The organism is Pseudomonas sp. S2_C11 (genome assembly GCF_054668395.1).
This window is the reverse complement of the sequence record NZ_CP162765.1, coordinates 5,273,729-5,290,603: the sequence shown is the minus strand read 5'-3', so window position 1 is coordinate 5,290,603 and position 16,875 is coordinate 5,273,729. Positions and strand designations below refer to the sequence as shown.

Sequence of the window (16,875 nt, the reverse complement as noted above, 5' to 3'; positions counted from 1 at the left end):
GGGCTGGCTTTTTTATGCACAGAACAATGCTTTAGAACTGATAGCTGACGGTCGCCGCTACGTTGCGTTCTTCGCCCATGTAGCAGAAGTTGAGGCTGGCGCAGGACGCGACATAGGATTCATTGGTCAGGTTGTTCGCGTTGAGCCGTACATCCACACCCTTCAAGCCGACCTTGCCCAGGTCATAACCAATCGAGGCATCGAACAGCGTGTAAGACGGCACCTTCATCGTGTTCTCCGCATCGGCCCAGCTGTAGCCGACATAGCGCACCCCACCACCCAGGCGCAGCCCATCAAGTGCGGCGCTGTCGAACTTGTAGTCAGCCCACAGCGAGGCCATGTGGCGCGGCGCTTGAGTTGGCGAGTTGCCCTTGTTCTCGATGACATCGGTCGGCGTGCTCAAGGTGCTGATCATCGATTTGGAATATTCGATATCAGTGAAGGTGTAACTGCCGAGCACTTTCAAGTTATCGGTCAGTTGCATATGCGCTTCCAGCTCCAGACCTTGCGAGCGCACGGCGCCGACCGCGCGATAGAAGTTTTCCTGCGGCAGTTTGGTCGCGAGGTTTTCCTGGTCGATGCGGAACAGCGAGGCGGTGAACAGGTTATCGGTGCCCGGCGGCTGATACTTCAAACCGACTTCCCACTGTGTGCCATCGGTAGGGGCGAGTGGATTACCGGCGCTGTCGGCATAGGAGTTCGGGTTAAACGACTCGGAGTAGCTGATGTATGGCGCCAGACCGTTATCGAACAGGTATAACGCGCCGGCGCGGCCAGTGAGTTTCGTGCGCCGATCATTGATTTCTGTACCAACCGGACGCCCCGCTTCGGCGATGCGGTTTTCATCGGATGTCTCGACCCAGTCCTGACGCAGGCCCAGCGAGAAGCGCCACTTGTCCATCTCGATCAGGTCTTGCAGGTACACACCGGTCTGTTCGAGGCGACGCAGATAGCTGGTGTCGCCGTACATTTCGATCGCCGAGTTGCCGTATACCGGATTGAACGCATTGATCGGCGCCAGCCCACCACTGGTCCAGTCGACCACGGTTTTGCGCCGTTGATAATCCGCGCCCATCAGGACTGTGTGCTTGGTCGCGCCGGTGAAGAATTCGGCCTGCAGCATGTTGTCGACGATAAACGCATGCAGGCGCTCATCACCGCCGGTGTAATAACGGTTCAGTTCATTGCTGGTCGGAGTGGTCCAGCCATAGGCGTAGACCTGATCCATGTTCACTTTGGAATCGAGATAGCGGAAGTTCTGCCGGGCGGTGAAGACATCGTTGAAGCGATGTTCGAACTGATAGCCAAACGACTGCTGGTCACGGGAGTAGCCATCGATCCCCGGCTCGCCCTCGAAGAAGCGCGGCGAGATGCGCTCGCCATTGCGCTGATGGACTGTGCCGTCCGCCGGAACGCCGCCGTGATAGCCGCCGTCCGGATCGTGCTGCAGATAGGCTTGCAGAGTCAGCGAGGTGTCTTCGCTGAAATCGACGCTCAGCGTCGGCGCAAGGGCGAAGCGTTTTTCCTTGTTATGGTCGAATTGCGTGTCGGACTGATCGCTTAGTCCGGTCAGACGATAGGCAATGCGCTTGTCGTCATCGACCGGACCGCTGAAGTCAAAACCAACCCCACGCTGGCCTTGCGTCCCCACTGTCGCCTGCACCTGATGGTAGGCCTCATACAACGGCTTTTTGCTGGTCAGCGCGACCAGACCGCCGGGCGAGCTACGGCCGTACAGCACGGACGACGGGCCTTTGAGAATGTCCACACGCTCAAGGAAATACGGATCGACCTGCATGGTGCTGTAGGTGCCGCTGTCGCCCATCGACTTGAGGCCGTCGAGGTAGATGTTGTCCACCGAGCCGTCGTTGAAACCGCGCATCGCCACGTAGTCGTAACGGTGCGTAGCGCCATACGGGTTGGTCAGCACGCCCGGGGCGTAGCGCATCGCTTGCGAGACGGTCTGCGAGCCTTGGTCATCCATTTGCTCGCGCGTGACCACCGATACGCTTTGCGAGGTTTCCAGCAATGCGGTACTGGTCTTGGTGGCGATCTGGCTGTGCGTGGCGTTGTAGCCGGCCATGCTGCCCAGCGCGTTGCCGAGGGCAAAACCTTTGATATCAGTGGTCGGCAAGGCCAGAGCTTCGCTTTCAGCGAGTGGGCGCAGAATGTAGCTGCTGCCGTCCTGGCTGACGGCTTCCAACCCTGAGCTGCCGAGCAAATGGCTCAAGGCCTGGTCGGTCGAATATTCACCCTGCACGCCGGGTGATTGCTGACCTTGAGTCTGTTGCGGTGTCATCGCCAGGGTGATACCGGCCTGCCGGGCAAACTGATTCAACGCCTCGCCCAATGGCCCGGCAGCAATGTTGTAGCGGTGGCTGATCTCGGTGCCGGTGTTGGCGGCCAGACTCAGGCTCGGTAACACGCTGACGCCCAGCGCGGTGGTCAGCAGTGCCGCCCGAACCGCATGGCGCAGCAGTGTCGATTCTGCAGTGAAATTCAGAGGGTTCTTACAAGTGGCGCGGACAGTCATTGTGGATTTCCGTAGGCAGTCGCGGGGGCTGAGTTGAAGTGCTTACTGACTAAGCCGGACTGCCTGCGAAAACCCGCCAAAAAATGTTCAGACCGCACGCTCCAGAGTCACCCACCAGCGGGTGCGATAACGCAATTGCACCGGCAGCGTCTGCGGCAGGACCGCCAGCAGCCTGTCGGTGTCCTCCAGACGGAACACCCCAGAGAGGCGCAAGTCTGCGATATCCGCCGCGCAACTCAGAAACCCCGGGCGATAACGGGCGACTTCAGCAAGAAAATCACCCAGGCGCATATTGCGCGTGACGATCAAACCGTCGAGCCAGGCGCCCGCATCCATATCCGGCGTCGGCGCTGCGCGCAAACCGCTTTGGTCGACCAGAAAACTTTGCCCGGCGAGCGCTTCGAGGGAATGACCGCCAGCGCGAACCAACACTCGGCCGCGGGTAACGCTGAGCCGCGTGCACTGATCGTCCTGACGCAAAATGAAACGCGCGTCGAACGGTTCATAACTCCCGTGGCGATTCTGTACGCGCAGCGGTCGATCGGATCCCGCGCCTTCGTCAGAGCCGCCGCAGGTAACGATGATCTCGCCACGGGTCAGTTTGATCAGGCGCTGCTGCGCGGTGTAATCCAGGTCCACGGCGCTGGCCGTGTTGAGTTCGATCCGCGTGCCGTCGGGCAACTGGAAACCGCGCCGTTCGCCGGTCGCCGTCGCGTAGTCGGCGCTCCATTGCTGCCAAGGGGCGCTGTCCTTGGCCAGCCACGCGGCGGAGCCCATCAACAGCGCGCCCGACAACAACTTCAAGGCCTGGCGTCGGCCCAGCCCCTGCGCACTGTTTTCCAAGGTATTGAAAGCGACCTGCGCACCCGGCACGGCGCGCAGACTGGAGCTCAATTCGGCTTGCAGCGACTGTACCCGCTGCCAGGCGATTTCATGTTCGTGATGCTCGGCGCGCCACTGCTCGCATTGGCGAGTCAGCCGCGAATTGCCGTGGTTGTTGCGCAGCCGCAGTAGCCAGTGAATCGCTTGCTTGACCACCTGTTGGCGCGGTTCGACGCGGCGAGCGAGTGAGAGGTTATCCACAGGCATCAGCTTTCATACCGCAACACATAGCAGTGATATAGCGCGTCGGCGACGTAGCGTTCCACTGAACGTACCGACACGCCCAACTGCTCGGCGATCTGTTTGTGAGTCAAACCTTCGCACTGCGCCAGGAGAAACGCCTGACGCACTTTCGGCTTCAACCCCTCAAGCATGCGCGCAATGCTTTCCAGCAGTTCCAGCACCAACGCGCGCGATTCGGCGTCAGGTACTTCGCCTTCAGGCAAATGAGCAATGGTTTCCAGATAGGCCCGCTCGATTTCCTCGCGACGCCAATGATCGATCACCAGGCCGCGCGCGATGGTCCGCAGGAAAGCGCGAGGCGCTTTGAGTTCGAGGCGTTCAGTACGTTGCAGCAGGCGCAGGAAAGTGTCCTGAGCCAGATCCGCCGCATCCGCTGCGTTGCCCAGCCGCGCGCGCAACCAGGCATTGAGCCAGCCGTGATGACTACCGTAAAGCGCCTGTACGACCAACTCAGGTGAAGACATGACACGCCAGCCCGAACGTCACAAATGATAATTAGTCGCATTGTCATCAAGGGTTACAGATTTTGCAACCGTCGTCCCTATGGCGGTTGTGAAAAATTCCCTCGCAGCCGCTCTGGCACGCCGTTCGGCGGGAATCCTGTCCTAAAACCGTCCATTTCTCACGCGGCCCTAAGATTTCTCCGCCGTTGGCCGACAGACTGGTGAGAAATGCGTGCACCAAAGTAGAGCGGCCAGAAGAACGCTGCCTGCGCTGTACATGGAATGTTGCAACCGGAACGCATCCCCACTTTTGGCATAAGAAGTCCCATGAAATGAATCTCAAGTTCAGCCATAAAATCCTCCTGGCCGCTTCGGGCGTCGTCGTCCTGGCGTTCGCGTTGTTCACGCTCTACAACGATTACTTGCAGCGAAACACCATTCGCCAGAATCTGCAGTCCTCTGTGCAGCAGGCCGGTGACCTCACCGCCAGCAGCGTGCAGAACTGGATGAGCGGACGGATTCTGGTGCTGGAAAACCTCGCGCAGAACGTTGCCCATCAAGGCAGGAATGCCGACTTGCCGGGCCTTGTCGATCAACCGGCCTTCACTTCGAACTTCCAGTTCACTTACGTCGGCCAGGCCAACGGTGTCTTCACCCAGCGCCCCGATGCGAAGATGCCGGACGGTTACGATCCGCGTCAGCGGCCTTGGTACAAGCAGGCCGTGGCCGCCGACAAAACCATGCTGACGCCGCCGTACATGGCGGCAGTCGGCGGCTTGGTGGTGACCATCGCCATGCCGGTGAAGAAGGACGGCGAACTGCTCGGTGTGGTCGGCGGTGACCTGAGCCTGGAAACCCTGGTCAAGATCATCAACTCGGTGGACTTCGGTGGCCTCGGCCATGCGTTTCTGGTCAGTGCTGACGGTCAGGTGATCGTCAGCCCGGACAAAGACCAAGTGATGAAAAACCTCAAGGACATCTACCCGAACACCAGCGTGCGCATCGAGAAGGGCAACCAGAACGTCGTGCTCAACGGTCAGGAGCGCATTCTTTCGTTCACCCCGGTCAGCGATCTGCCGAATGCGCAGTGGTACATCGGTCTGTCGATCGATCGCGACAAGGCCTATGCCGCCCTCAGCCAATTCCGCACCTCAGCGCTGATCGCGATGTTTGTCGCGGTCGCGGCGATTGCGTTGCTGTTGAGCCTGTTGATCAATGTGTTGATGCGTCCGCTGACCACTATGGGCCGCGCGATGAAAGACATTGCCCAGGGCGAGGGCGATCTGACCCGGCGTCTGGTGGTCGAGAGCAAAGACGAGTTCGGTGAACTGGGCAGCGCGTTCAACCAGTTCGTCGAGCGCATTCACGCTTCGATTTCCGAAGTGTCGTCGGCGACTCGTCACGTTCACGACTTGTCGCAACGGGTGATGGCGTCGTCCAACGCTTCGATCGTCGGTTCCGACGAGCAAAGTGCGCGCACCAACAGCGTGGCGGCGGCGATCAATCAGCTGGGCGCCGCTACTCAGGAGATCGCGCGCAACGCGGCGGATGCTTCGCAGCACGCCAGTGGCGCCAGCGAGCAAGCTGACGACGGTCGTCAGGTGGTCGAGCAAACCATTCAGGCGATGACCGAGCTGTCGCAGAAAATCAGCCTGTCGTGCACACAGATCGAAACCCTGAACGCCAGCACCGACAACATTGGCCACATTCTCGATGTGATCAAAGGCATCTCGCAGCAGACCAACCTGCTGGCGCTCAATGCTGCCATCGAAGCCGCACGTGCCGGTGAAGCCGGGCGCGGTTTTGCCGTGGTCGCCGATGAGGTGCGCAACCTTGCGCATCGCACCCAGGAATCGGCGGAAGAGATCCACAAGATGATCACCTCGCTGCAGGTCGGCTCGCGTGAGGCGGTCAGCACCATGAACGCCAGCCAGGCGTCAAGCGAGCAGAGCGTGGAAGTGGCGAATCAGGCCGGTCTGCGTCTGGTCAGCGTGACTCAGCGTATCGGCGAAATCGACGGTATGAACCAGTCGGTGGCAGCTGCGACTGAAGAGCAGACTGCGGTGGTGGAAACTCTCAACGTCGACGTCAACCAGATAAACCTGTTGAACCAGCAGAGCGTGGCCAACCTCAACGAAACGTTGAAGGATTGTGATGCGTTGTCGCAGCAGGCGAACCGGTTGAAGCAGTTGGTCGACAGCTTCAAGATCTGATTCACAGATCGCAGACCGCGTTATCGTTCTTCGCGAGCAGGCTCGCTCCCACAGGGAAAATGCATTCCAAATGTGGGAGCGAGCCTGCTCGCGAAAGCGGCGGTTCAATCACCGCCAAACCGATGCCTTAAACAAACAACTTCAAGACATTGCCCATCGCATCATCGGCAAACCCCTGCACGAAATCCCTGAATCCCGGCAACGCCTCTTCTCCGCCGGAAGCTGGTTCAGCAATGATCGTCCAGGTCGCTCGCGACTTCCCTTCGCTCAGCGATTCCACCTGCATTGCCGCCCACAGATTCGCCACCCCCAGGGTGTTGTAAATCGTCGTCCAGGTCATGCGCTGTGCCTGTTCATCGCGCGAGTTGAGTTGTTCGACCACGACGTTGCCGTCCTTGAAGATTTTCTTGCGCAGCGAAGACACGCCCTCGCCGGTCATTTCGGTGTGCGACAGCGCCGGAATGAATCGTTCGAAGCCAGCGAAATCGCCAACGATCGCCCAGACTTTTGCCGCGTCCGCCGGCACTTCCACCGACGACACAACGTGGCAGCCTTGCGGGTTTTTGATCAGGGTGTCGGGTTGCAGATTGCTCATGGTGTTGCTCCTTTGGGATGAGTCAGATGAAGTTGATTTCTTTCAGGTAGTCGCAGCCGCGACGCAGCAGCGCCGGGGATTTCTGCGGGTAGTGCGCGCCCATCTGCTGCACGCCGGCCTCGGCGTTGGCGTGGCCGATCAGCGAGATGTCGCCGATGTCTTCTTCAAAGCCGTTGAGGTAGAAACCGAGCACGCCGAACAGCGCGTTGTCGGCGTCGACCCGACTCAGTTGCTGTTGCCAATCGGCGACGCTGACCAGCGCAAACTCGCTACCGGTTTCGCGGAACGAAGCGACGTAGGCATCCCAGCTCAGCGGCTCGGGGTTGTGCAGGTTGAACACCGCACGATCCGCTGAATAACGGCTGGCATGGAAGGCGATGAAGCGGGCGAGAAAGTCCACTGGCATCAAGTCGAAATTCAGTGCAAAGGCCGGCACCTGACCGAGCTGGATCGAGCCTTTGAGCATCAACATCAAGCGATTTTTATGTGGCTGGCAGACGCCGCTCAGGCTGTTGAAGCTGATGTTGCCGGGGCGATACAGATTGACCCGTACACCCCGCTCGCGCGCCCGCTCAAGGATGCGTTCGCCGACCCACTTCGACAGGTTGTAGCCGTTGCGAATGTAGATCGGCGGCGTCGCGGCGGCGGGCAGTTCCAGCACCCGACCGGCATCATCCACGGTGCTGGATGCCGACAGGGTCGAGACGAAGTTGAAGACCTTCTTACTGCGCCCCTCGCACAGCTTCAGCAGGGCGAAGATCGGCTCGACGTTGTCCGCCGCCAGGGACTCGTAATCGAGTACGTGGTTGACGTTGGCGGCGTTGTGTACCAGCGCACCGAACTCGCGGTCCAGGCGCTGATAATCCTCATCGCCCAGGCCCAGTTGCGGGCGACTGATATCAGCTGCGTAAACCCGCACACGGCTGAGATCGAGGTGCTCCAGACGGTTTTCGCTCAGTGCCTGAGCGAAGCGTTGCGCCGCCGTTTGCCCGGCGCCGTCGCGCACCAGACAGGCCACCTCGCTGGCGCCCCAACCGAGCAGCGCTTCGACGATGTGCACGCCGACAAAACTGTTGGCACCGGTGACGATGACCTTGTGCACATCGCCCATGCGGCTGATCGGCAGCGGTTCGATATCCAGCTCGCGCTCGGCGTCGGCCATGGCCTGAGCGCTGAGCACGGCGCTGTCATCGCTGCCGCGCACCAGCGTCGCCAGTTTGCTGATGGTCGGCTGTTCGATGAAGCGATTGATCGAAATGCTCCGGCCGAATTCCTCACGCAAGCGTAGCAACATCCGCGACAGCAGAATCGAATGACCGCCGAGATTGAAGAAGCTTTCGTCGGTGGAAATGTCGCTGGTCGGCAGTTCCAGCAATTCGGCCCAGATCTCCAGAAGCAGCGCTTCGTCAGCATTGGCCGGCAGGCATTTCGCAGCGTTGTCCTGCACCGTCACCGGCAATGCAAGCAGCGCGTTGCGATCGACTTTGCCGTTGCTGGCGAACGGCATCTGCGCCAGTTCAGTCCATGCCATCGGCTGCATGTAGTCCGGCAGAAATTGCCGGGCATGCGCCTTCAATTCATCGCGGGCAGTCTCGGTCTGTGGCTGGGCGAGGAACGCCAGAATCCGCCGCTGACTGTCGATGACCACGGCGATCTGCCGATACAAGCGGCTCTCGCGCAGGCAGCGCTCGATCTCTTCCGGCTCGACGCGGAAGCCACGGATTTTCACCTGATTGTCGCGCCGCCCGCACAGCTCGATACCATGCTCGCCCCATTGGGCCATGTCGCCGCTGCGGTAGGCGCGCAGGGTCTCGCCGCCGGGCAATGACAGGCTCAGATAACGCTCGGCGGTCTGCTGCGGATTGTTCAGGTAACCGAGGCAGACACCGGGGCCGACGATGAACAGCTCACCGACGGTTTGATCGGGCACCGGTTGCAGATCGTCGTCGAGAATCAGCACCCGACTGTTGGCGATCGGCCCTCCCAGCGTGCGGTTGCTGTCGCCCGGTTTGAGCTGGCGCGCGGTGATCAGCACGGTGGCTTCGGTCGGGCCATACAGGTTGTGCAGGGTGCCTTGGCGGGTCAGTTGCTCGATGACGTACGGCTCGCAGACATCACCGCCGGTCATCACCTGCACGCCCTCCAGTTGCTCCAGTGGCAGGATGCTCAACAATGCCGGCGGCAGGAAGGCGTGGGTCAGTTGCCGTCGGCGAATCAGCGCAACCAGCTGCAATGGATCGCGGCGCTGGGTGTCGTCGGGCACGACCAGTTCCGCCCCTGCGAGCAGGCTGGGGAAGATGTCGATCAGCGACGAATCGAAGCTCAGCGATGAAAACTGCAACACCCGACTCTCGGCGCGCAACTGCACGTAGTCGGCGTACCACGCGGTGAAGTGGGCGAGATTGGCCTGGCTGAGCAGCACGCCTTTCGGATGCCCGGTGGTACCCGAGGTGTAGAGCGCCATGCACGGCGCATCGAGCTCCGGGCGGTGCTGCATCAGCGGCCGGTCGAGAGCGGCGTTCGGCGCTTCGATGCCACTGACATCGAGCCCCGCTATCGATTCGCTGAGCGCCTGCTGTCCATCGTGAAGCAACAGCACCGCGCCGGCGTTTTCCAGGATGTATTGCTGGCGCGGCAAAGGATGGCTCGGCTCCAGCGGCAAGTACACCGCGCCGCTTCCGAGAATCGCCAGAATCGAGGCGAACAGTGCCGGGCTTTTGCCTTGGCAGACAGCGACCACCCACGGCTGCGAATGTTGCTCGAGCAAGGGCAGCAGGCGCTGTTGAATCGCGCGGCTGTGGGCGTGCAACTGGCGGTAGCTGATGGACTGTCCGCCGAGGTGCAGGGCAGGTCGTTCGGCATGCTCGATCAGGCTCTGTTGCAGGCGCTCGATCAGCGGGATTTGCGCTTGTTGCAGCAGCGCCGGGTTTGCCGTGTCGTTGAGACGGTGGACATACGCCAGTTTGTCGATAAACAGCAGGTCTTCCAGCCGTTCGAAATCCGGCGCGATCAGCGCAGGGGCATGGCGGAAATAATCGGCATCGCGGGAAAAGCGGCTGACCAGCAACGCCACCTCATCGACCACATGGGCAAGCGCTCGTTGGCGTAGCGACTGACCGTTGCCGGACGGCTCATCGCCAATCGGCACACGGCTGATCAGCGACGAGCCGAGAAAGCACAGCAAGTCGAGGGTCGGCAGGCCGCCATGGTCTTGCGCGGCGACACCCAGGCGCAGGTGCAGATGCGGGATCGCGCAGAAGTCGCCGGCAGCGATAAAACCATCGTCGATGATCAGATCCACCGCCGTTTGAGCCACGCCGCTGCGGGTCACAGCATGGCCATGCTGTTCGAGCTCCCGGGCCAGATCGGTCATGGCCTGGCTGGCGCCGGTGAGCAAAATGTCGAGACGTTTCATGTCAGCCTCCTCAAACCAGATAGTCGCGCAGCGCGTGCTGCACGCACGGTGTGTCGAGCAGCGAGCTGTTGTGGAAAAACCTGACGATGTTGCCCACCAGCGGGTGGTGGCGATTGATCGGGAAGGCCAGTCCGGCGATTTCTTCGCGCAGTGAATGGCGCGTGGTTTCGCTGACCGGCAGCGCATCGATCAGGCGCAAATCGAAGGACTTCTGGATGTCGTTGGTCAGGTAATGGCCGATGAACACCGGCAGAATCTGCGCGATGGTTTCGCGGTCTGCGTCGCTGGCGGTGTGCCAATAGATGCGCACCATCCGCGCCCAGAAACTCGAGTGGCGACCTTCGTCGAGCAAGTGGTCGGCCATCAGGCCCTTGATCGACGGCTTGACCGAATCGTCGCGGGCGAACGCGGCGACATCACCGGTCACGGTGTTTTCGGCGATCGCCACGCAGATCAGTTCCACCGCGCTGCGCAGGTGTTCCGGCGCCAGCGCAACAGCGGCGGGAATCGCCCGGCTCAATTCGATTTCGTCGGGCAACGGAATCGGTTCGATACCGGTCAGTGCCACCGTTTGCTGCATGAAATCCATGGCCACCAGCGCGTGGTAATCCTCATCGACCACCACGGTCATCGCGTCGTAACGACAGGCGAACGGGAACGCCACGGCGAAGCGATTCTTGGCAATGCTGCGGGCGGTCTTGTCGACGATTTCGGTCTCGAAAATCACTACGTCATTGATGAATTTGTACAACGTCTGCACCAGGGCGAAATCACGTTGTTGCGGGCATTCACGCAGGAAGGTTTCGCTGAGCACCAGCGGCTGGCGGCTGAGTGGATAGATCAAGCGCTGATCGTCTTCGAGCAACCGCCGTGGACGGGTGCGGATGGTCGCGCGGCTTTCCCAGGCCTCGGCGAAGGATTGATAGTCGGCAGCGTTCATTGGGCCACCTCGGCAACTTCCACGCCCATGCTCAAGCGCAGCCCGTCCCACAAGGCGATGCGGCTTTCCACGGCAGCGATGGCGCTGGCGTAAACCTCGGCTGCGCGCTGCGGATCGCCATCGACCAGACGCTCCAGCAACTGTTCGGCGGCGGGGCCATGGTCTTCGGAATCGACTTCGATATGCCGTTGCAGGTAGTAGCGGAAGGTCGGCGCCTGTTCGATGCCGATGCCCCAGTCATCAAGGATGCGCTGGAACATCGTCGGAATAACGCTCTCGCGACCGTGCAGGAACGCGGCGGCAACGCTGTGTCCCGGCGCCTCCAGGGCAATGCGCAAGGTATCGCGAACAAACTGTGCCGCCGCCGGGTCGACGTCGACGCTTTGCAATGCGACGTCATAACTCACGCCTTCGCGCTGCAACGCGACGAAGCGCTCCACCGCCGAGGTGCTCGCGCCGATTTCGCGCATCGCATCCAGGTACAACTCGAAGTGGCTATAATGGCCGGCATCGAGGCGATCGTCCGATTCCTCGCCCAGCACGATCTCGTTGATCAACCGAGCGGCGTGGGGATCGCGCGGCGGCAACCAGGGCAAACGCGTGCAGGTCAGTTCCTGTTGCAGGCGCTTGGTCAGCGACATGAAGTCCCATACGGCAAATACATGGGTTTCCATGAAACGGCGTAATACCGATAACGAAGTAATCTCGGAAAAGATCGGGTGAATACTCAGTTCGGCTTTCTTCAGGGCGAGTTGCTGCTTAGTAGGCATCATGATGTCCTTTATCATTGATATGAAGTGCACGGTTCTTTGCCATTGCTTTAAACGGTCGAGCAAGTTGGATGGGAACTTGTCCGGGCAATAGCTTGATTGCGGTGTAACGCCGTTGCGGCGCCACGGTTGCTACATCTGCTGCGTAAGGTATGCCGCGCTGAACGGCGACGTTCAAACCTGGCGAGAGAAAAACTAATACAGGGCAAATGCATTTAACAAGTTTATTTTTAATTATTTTAAGTTGGCTGTTTTTTGAATATGAGAGTGGCCGATAAAACTTTCGGATCAAGTTTTATTTGGGCGTAGTTACTCCTTTCGGCTAATAACGGCCAAAATCGATAACAAGAGTGAATGCCTCACTCGAAGCAACTTTTTAAACAAGGGAAGTTTATGAATTCAAAGGGGGCGAAAGTTGGCCGGGACCGGCGCCATGACTTCCTGTTTCCCGTGACAAGGCTCCTTCCGTAGGTTCCTGTTGCGGGGACTGTGCCGTCAGGGCGGCGCGTCCCCGTTCTGTAGGGGTGGCGCTGGAAGAGTGCGGGTAAATTGCCGTCAGGGCTATTACCGATTGGTCATCGGCGGGCAGCGGAAACGCGTCGGCAGGGTCGGGGCGGTCGCCAGCGGGCACGCCGATCCGCTGCCAGACCCGGCAGCAGAGCGGTCGCGAAGATTTGTAAGGGGATTATTCGACGTACGAGATATCAGCGTGCGGTGTGGCGCTTCTGTGCGGCGGGAGTCGCGAGGTAGCGGGTGATGACCTCGACGCCACGGTTGAGGTGCTGCTCCAGCATTTCGAGCGAGCGCGGGATGTCCCGCTCGATCACGGCCTGGAGCATGGCGCGATGGTCATCCTGGGACAGCTTGCCCAGGCCCATGGCTTCCAGATTGAAACGCAGAAAACGTTCTTCTTCATTCAGACCGTCTTCCACCAGACGCAGCAGTCGCTGATTGGGCGCCTTGCTGTACAGGGCCATGTGGAACAGACGGTTGAGGCGGCCGATCTCGTTGTAGTCGTGCTGCGCTTCCAGTTCTTCGATGTAGCCGGCGGCGAGTTGATGCTCGGCCTCAGTCAGCAGCGGAATGGACTGCCGCAATGCCTCCGATTCGAGCAAAATGCGCAACTCGTAGGTTTCAGCGGCATCGCCCTGGATCAGTGGCGCGACTACGGCGCCTTTGTGCGTGGTGACGCTGAGCAGCTCTTGCGCTTCGAGCTGACGCAAGGCTTCGCGCACCGGCATGCGGCTGACCCCGAACAGATCGGCCAGATCCTGCTGGCGCAGCGCAGTGCCACAGGGCAGGCGGCCATCGAGAATGGCCGAGCGCAGGGTCTCTTCAATCACCGACCGGGCCAGATGCGCAGGAATCGGTCCTTCGACTTTGATGCTGTGCAGCGGTTTGGGCTTCTGAGTCACGACAACACACCCTGTAGGTCGCAATATTTGGATCCAAATGACACTAGTGATTGCTCTACAGGTTGTCAAACCTTGTAAAACGTTGCGCGGCAATCTCAAATCTAGCGGGTCTTCGATGATCTCACGGTGCCATTGTTTTTTGCCGGGCTAAGCTTCACCATCAAACGCCTCCTTTTTACCCATCTGGAAACCTGCAGTGGCGGTACGTTTCGCGATCCCTCGGACCTTGCGCTGGCTTGGCTGCGCATTGCTGCTGGCCGGTGTCATGCTGGGCGGTCTGCACGCCGATTGGGATTTTTCCGCGATCAGCCGCAAGGCCACTGCTCTTTATGGGCCACTGGGCGCCGGGCAGCAGCGCATCGATGCCTGGCAGAATCTGCTGGCGACGCAGAAGCAGGCCAGTGAGATGGACAAGCTCAAAGTGGTGAACCTGTTCTTCAACAAGCAGGTGCGTTACGTCGAAGACATCGATCTGTGGCGCGAAGTGGATTACTGGGAAACCCCGATCGAAGCGCTGTGGAAGGGCGCCGGCGACTGCGAAGACTACGCCATCGCCAAGTATTTCAGCCTGCGCCATCTCGGCGTTTCCAGTGACAAGCTGCGCATCACCTACGTCAAGGCGCTGCGGCAGAACCGCGCGCACATGGTGTTGACGTACTATGCGACCCCCGATGCCATGCCGCTGGTGCTCGACAGCCTGATCGATCCGATCCAGCCGGCGGCGCAGCGAACCGATTTGCTGCCGGTCTACTCTTTCAATGCCGAAGGCCTGTATTTGCCCGGCGCCAAGGGCAACAAAAAGGTCGGCGACACCAAACGCCTGTCACGCTGGCAGGATGTGCTGAAAAAAATGCAGGCCGAAGGTTTCCCGGTCGAGACGACTAACTAGGAGCACGCGCTCAGATGTCTTTGTTCAAACAGCTGTTGATCGCTATCTGTCTGTTCCTGGTCGTGGCCTTCACCGGCAGCTTCATGGTCAGCCTGGAGAGCTCGCGCACCCAGTACGTCAACCAGTTGCGCTCCCACGCACAGGACGCGGCGACGGCGCTGGCGTTGTCGCTGACGCCGAATATCGACGACCCGGCGATGGTCGAGTTGCTGGTCAGTTCGATTTTCGACAGCGGTTATTACGCGAGCATCCGCGTGGTCGACGTGAAGACCGAGCAGACCATTGTCGAGCGTAGCGGTACCCCGGCGGTGAGCAACGTGCCGGACTGGTTCGTCAAATTGATCGGCCTCGAACCGGCTGGTGGCGATGCACTGGTCAGTCGTGGCTGGGAGCAGGCGGCGCGGGTCGAGGTGGTCAGCCATCCGATGTTCGCCGTGGCCAAGCTGTGGCAGAGCGCACTGGGCAGCCTTGGCTGGTTGCTGATCTGCGGCGCATTGAGTGCGGTGCTCGGCGCGCTGTTGCTGCGTCGGCAGTTGAAGCCGCTCGATTACATGGTCCAGCAGTCCCATGCGATTGCCCGCCGCGAATTTCTCAGCCTGCCGGATCTGCCGCGCACGCCTGAATTGCGTCGCGTGGTGCAGGCGATGAATCAGATGGTCGAGAAGCTCAAGACATTGTTCCAGGAGCAGGCCGAGCGCAGTGAAAAACTGCGTACCGAGTCCTATCAGGACAACCTCACCGGCCTGGCCAACCGTCGTTATTTCGAGATGCAACTGAACAACCGTGTGAGCAACCCGGAGCAGGCCAGTTCCGGTTATTTGCTGCTGTTGCGGGTCAAGGATCTGGCCGGGCTCAACCAGCGTCTCGGCGGCCAGCGTACCGACCAATTGCTCAAGGCTGTCGGTGAGCAACTGACCCGCGAGTGCGCCAGATATCCACAAACCCAGGACTTGGTCACGCGCATTCGCGGCGGTGAATTCGCCGTGCTGGCGCCGGGGCTGGTGCGTGAGGAAGCGCTGCAGTTGGCGCAGAATCTCGACAATGCCCTGAGCAGCCTGCATGCCACTGGCGCGACCGATGTGCCGGCGGTGGCTTCGATCGGGCTGGCGCCCTTCGCTCACGGCGACTCCCCGCAAGCGGTGCTGACACTGGGCGATCAGGCGCTCGCGCAGGCCGAAGGGCAGGGCGAGCAGAATTGGGCGTGTATCGATCAGAGTCTGGTGGCGGAGGTCGGTGATGACCATCACGCTTGGCATCGACTGCTGGATCAGGCCTTGAGTCAGCAGCGTTTCGAGTTGTATTTCCAGCCGGTGGTCGCCGCGCAGGACACGCAACTGGTGCTGCATTACAAGGTCCTGTCGCGCCTGCTCGACGAGCAGGGCCAGACCATTCCCGCCGGGCGCTTCCTGCCGTGGCTGGAGCGCTTCGGCTGGACCGCGCGGCTCGATCGGCTGATGCTCGAACGCGTGCTCGAGCAGATGAAGGGGCACGAGGATTCGCTGGCGCTGAACCTGTCCTCGGCGACCCTGGCTGACCCGCAGGCGCTGAACAAGGTCTTCGAGATTCTGCGCGCGCATTCCAATCTCGGCGCGCGTCTTACTCTGGAAATCGGCGAGGAGCAATTGCCTGAACAGGCCGTGCTGGAGCAGTTGACCCGACGCCTGCGCGAGCTCGGTTTCTCGCTGAGTCTGCAGCGCTTCGGCGGGCGCTTCAGCATGATCGGCAACCTGGCGCGGTTGGGTCTGGCGTACTTGAAGATCGATGGCAGCTACATTCGGGCGATCGATCAGGAGAGCGACAAGCGCCTGTTCATCGAAGCGATCCAGCGCGCAGCGCACAGCATCGATCTGCCGCTGATTGCCGAGCGGGTCGAGACTGAAGGGGAGTTGTCAGTGATTCGCGAGATGGGCTTGTATGGCGTGCAGGGGCAGTTGCTCGGTGAGCCGAAGCCTTGGGGGTGAGCCAATAAGCGCCCTCACCCTAACCCTCTCCCAGAGGGAGAGGGGACTGACCGTGGGATATTTACGAGATACGCCGACGTGCAAGAGCTCCACTGAATCCAAAATCGACTCGATCGCTCAGGTCGATGGATAGCGCAAGACACCTCGATCGGCCCCCTCTCCCTCAGGGAGAGGGCTGGGGTGAGGGTAAGCTTTGGATCCTGGGAGGATCAGATCAACCCACCCTCATCCTCATCGATCAACTGGCTCAACCCGCCCAGCGCTTCACGTGCCTGGGTACGATCCATCAGTTTGGCCTGGGCCGCCGCTGGCAGGTCGGTGACGCGGATCACGCCTTTCTGGGTCAGCACCTGAATCAGGTCGTCGAGTACCCGAATCATTTCAAAGTCGCTCTGCTTGAGCTGTTTGAGGCTGTTTTCCACGGCTTCGTTGGCGTACCACGCCTGAATTTCATGGTTATCGGCGGGCAGCGTTTCCGTGGCCTCGGCGTACGCCGCAGCTTCCACGCGAATCAACTGGCCCTGCGCATCGCGTTGCACGTAAAACATTGAGCATCCCTCACAAATGAACAGCGTC

Annotated in this window: 12 protein-coding genes and 1 pseudogene; 4 read left to right on the top strand and 9 right to left on the bottom strand. The window is 60.4% G+C overall.

Going from position 1 to position 16,875, the window contains the following annotated elements; translation table 11 throughout:
- Positions 1-31: 31 nt before the first annotated feature.
- From AB4N48_RS23710 to AB4N48_RS23700, 3 genes are all read right to left on the bottom strand, one after another.
- Positions 32-2,533: a TonB-dependent siderophore receptor gene (locus tag AB4N48_RS23710; protein ID WP_150637821.1), complete on the bottom strand. Its 2,502-nt coding sequence runs from the start codon at positions 2,531-2,533 to the stop codon at positions 32-34.
- An 87-nt stretch (positions 2,534-2,620) separates the two neighbouring features.
- Entirely contained in the window at positions 2,621-3,622 is a 1,002-nt protein-coding gene (locus AB4N48_RS23705; RefSeq protein ID WP_375122952.1) for a FecR domain-containing protein, read from the bottom strand.
- A complete protein-coding gene (locus AB4N48_RS23700; RefSeq protein ID WP_041479723.1) occupies positions 3,622-4,122 on the bottom strand; it encodes a sigma-70 family RNA polymerase sigma factor in 501 nt (166 codons plus the stop codon). Before AB4N48_RS23700 ends, AB4N48_RS23705 begins: the two co-directional genes overlap by 1 nt.
- Positions 4,123-4,433: 311 nt before the next feature.
- Between AB4N48_RS23700 and AB4N48_RS23695 the strand changes: the two are divergent.
- A pseudogene (locus AB4N48_RS23695) lies at positions 4,434-5,411 on the top strand (cache domain-containing protein); the annotation flags it as partial.
- Positions 5,412-5,528: 117 nt separating this feature from the next.
- Complete coding sequence (locus AB4N48_RS23690; protein WP_370593577.1) at positions 5,529-6,314, top strand: methyl-accepting chemotaxis protein; 786 nt, start codon at positions 5,529-5,531, stop codon at positions 6,312-6,314.
- Between the two features lie 127 nt (positions 6,315-6,441).
- Here AB4N48_RS23690 and AB4N48_RS23685 read toward each other — a convergent pair whose 3' ends face one another.
- The 5 genes from AB4N48_RS23685 to AB4N48_RS23665 all read right to left on the bottom strand — a co-directional run bounded on the left by AB4N48_RS23685 (position 6,442) and on the right by AB4N48_RS23665 (position 13,449).
- Positions 6,442-6,909 (bottom strand): SRPBCC family protein, encoded by a 468-nt coding sequence (locus AB4N48_RS23685; protein WP_310219489.1) that lies wholly within the window; start codon positions 6,907-6,909, stop codon positions 6,442-6,444.
- 22 nt (positions 6,910-6,931) lie between these two features.
- Positions 6,932-10,324 carry a non-ribosomal peptide synthetase gene (locus tag AB4N48_RS23680; protein ID WP_460094406.1) on the bottom strand — a complete coding sequence of 1,131 codons (3,393 nt, stop codon included), beginning with the start codon at positions 10,322-10,324 and terminating at the stop codon, positions 6,932-6,934.
- 10 nt (positions 10,325-10,334) lie between these two features.
- A complete protein-coding gene (locus tag AB4N48_RS23675; protein ID WP_460059745.1) occupies positions 10,335-11,264 on the bottom strand; it encodes a diiron oxygenase in 930 nt (309 codons plus the stop codon).
- Entirely contained in the window at positions 11,261-12,037 is a 777-nt protein-coding gene (locus tag AB4N48_RS23670; RefSeq protein ID WP_236169884.1) for a DUF3050 domain-containing protein, read from the bottom strand. The genes AB4N48_RS23675 and AB4N48_RS23670 overlap by 4 nt, the downstream gene beginning before the upstream one ends.
- A 701-nt stretch (positions 12,038-12,738) precedes the next feature.
- Positions 12,739-13,449, bottom strand: coding sequence for a GntR family transcriptional regulator (locus AB4N48_RS23665; protein ID WP_056786898.1), 711 nt, complete (start codon positions 13,447-13,449; stop codon positions 12,739-12,741).
- A 196-nt stretch (positions 13,450-13,645) separates the two neighbouring features.
- On the opposite strand from AB4N48_RS23665, the gene lapG reads away from it, so the two are divergent.
- On the top strand, positions 13,646-14,338 hold the full coding sequence (gene lapG / locus AB4N48_RS23660; protein ID WP_056786901.1) for a cysteine protease LapG: 693 nt from the start codon (positions 13,646-13,648) through the stop codon (positions 14,336-14,338).
- A 14-nt stretch (positions 14,339-14,352) separates the two neighbouring features.
- The gene (gene lapD, locus AB4N48_RS23655; protein ID WP_056786903.1) at positions 14,353-16,299 is read left to right on the top strand and encodes a cyclic di-GMP receptor LapD; all 1,947 of its coding nucleotides are present in this window, start codon (positions 14,353-14,355) and stop codon (positions 16,297-16,299) included.
- Positions 16,300-16,508: 209 nt separating this feature from the next.
- Here the strand turns inward: lapD and AB4N48_RS23650 are convergent, their stop codons facing one another.
- Positions 16,509-16,847: a hypothetical protein gene (locus AB4N48_RS23650; RefSeq protein WP_016772279.1), complete on the bottom strand. Its 339-nt coding sequence runs from the start codon at positions 16,845-16,847 to the stop codon at positions 16,509-16,511.
- Between the last annotated feature and the right edge of the window lie 28 nt (positions 16,848-16,875).

Coding starts and splice junctions, on each gene's coding strand:
- AB4N48_RS23675 (WP_460059745.1), bottom strand. CDS start 11,264: ATGAACGCTGCCGACTATCAATCCTTCGCCGAGGCCTGGGAAAGCCGC.
- AB4N48_RS23685 (WP_310219489.1), bottom strand. CDS start 6,909: ATGAGCAATCTGCAACCCGACACCCTGATCAAAAACCCGCAAGGCTGC.
- AB4N48_RS23700 (WP_041479723.1), bottom strand. CDS start 4,122: ATGTCTTCACCTGAGTTGGTCGTACAGGCGCTTTACGGTAGTCATCAC.
- AB4N48_RS23705 (WP_375122952.1), bottom strand. CDS start 3,622: ATGCCTGTGGATAACCTCTCACTCGCTCGCCGCGTCGAACCGCGCCAA.
- AB4N48_RS23670 (WP_236169884.1), bottom strand. CDS start 12,037: ATGATGCCTACTAAGCAGCAACTCGCCCTGAAGAAAGCCGAACTGAGT.
- AB4N48_RS23680 (WP_460094406.1), bottom strand. CDS start 10,324: ATGAAACGTCTCGACATTTTGCTCACCGGCGCCAGCCAGGCCATGACC.
- AB4N48_RS23650 (WP_016772279.1), bottom strand. CDS start 16,847: ATGTTTTACGTGCAACGCGATGCGCAGGGCCAGTTGATTCGCGTGGAA.
- AB4N48_RS23710 (WP_150637821.1), bottom strand. CDS start 2,533: ATGACTGTCCGCGCCACTTGTAAGAACCCTCTGAATTTCACTGCAGAA.
- AB4N48_RS23690 (WP_370593577.1), top strand. CDS start 5,529: ATGGCGTCGTCCAACGCTTCGATCGTCGGTTCCGACGAGCAAAGTGCG.
- lapD (WP_056786903.1), top strand. CDS start 14,353: ATGTCTTTGTTCAAACAGCTGTTGATCGCTATCTGTCTGTTCCTGGTC.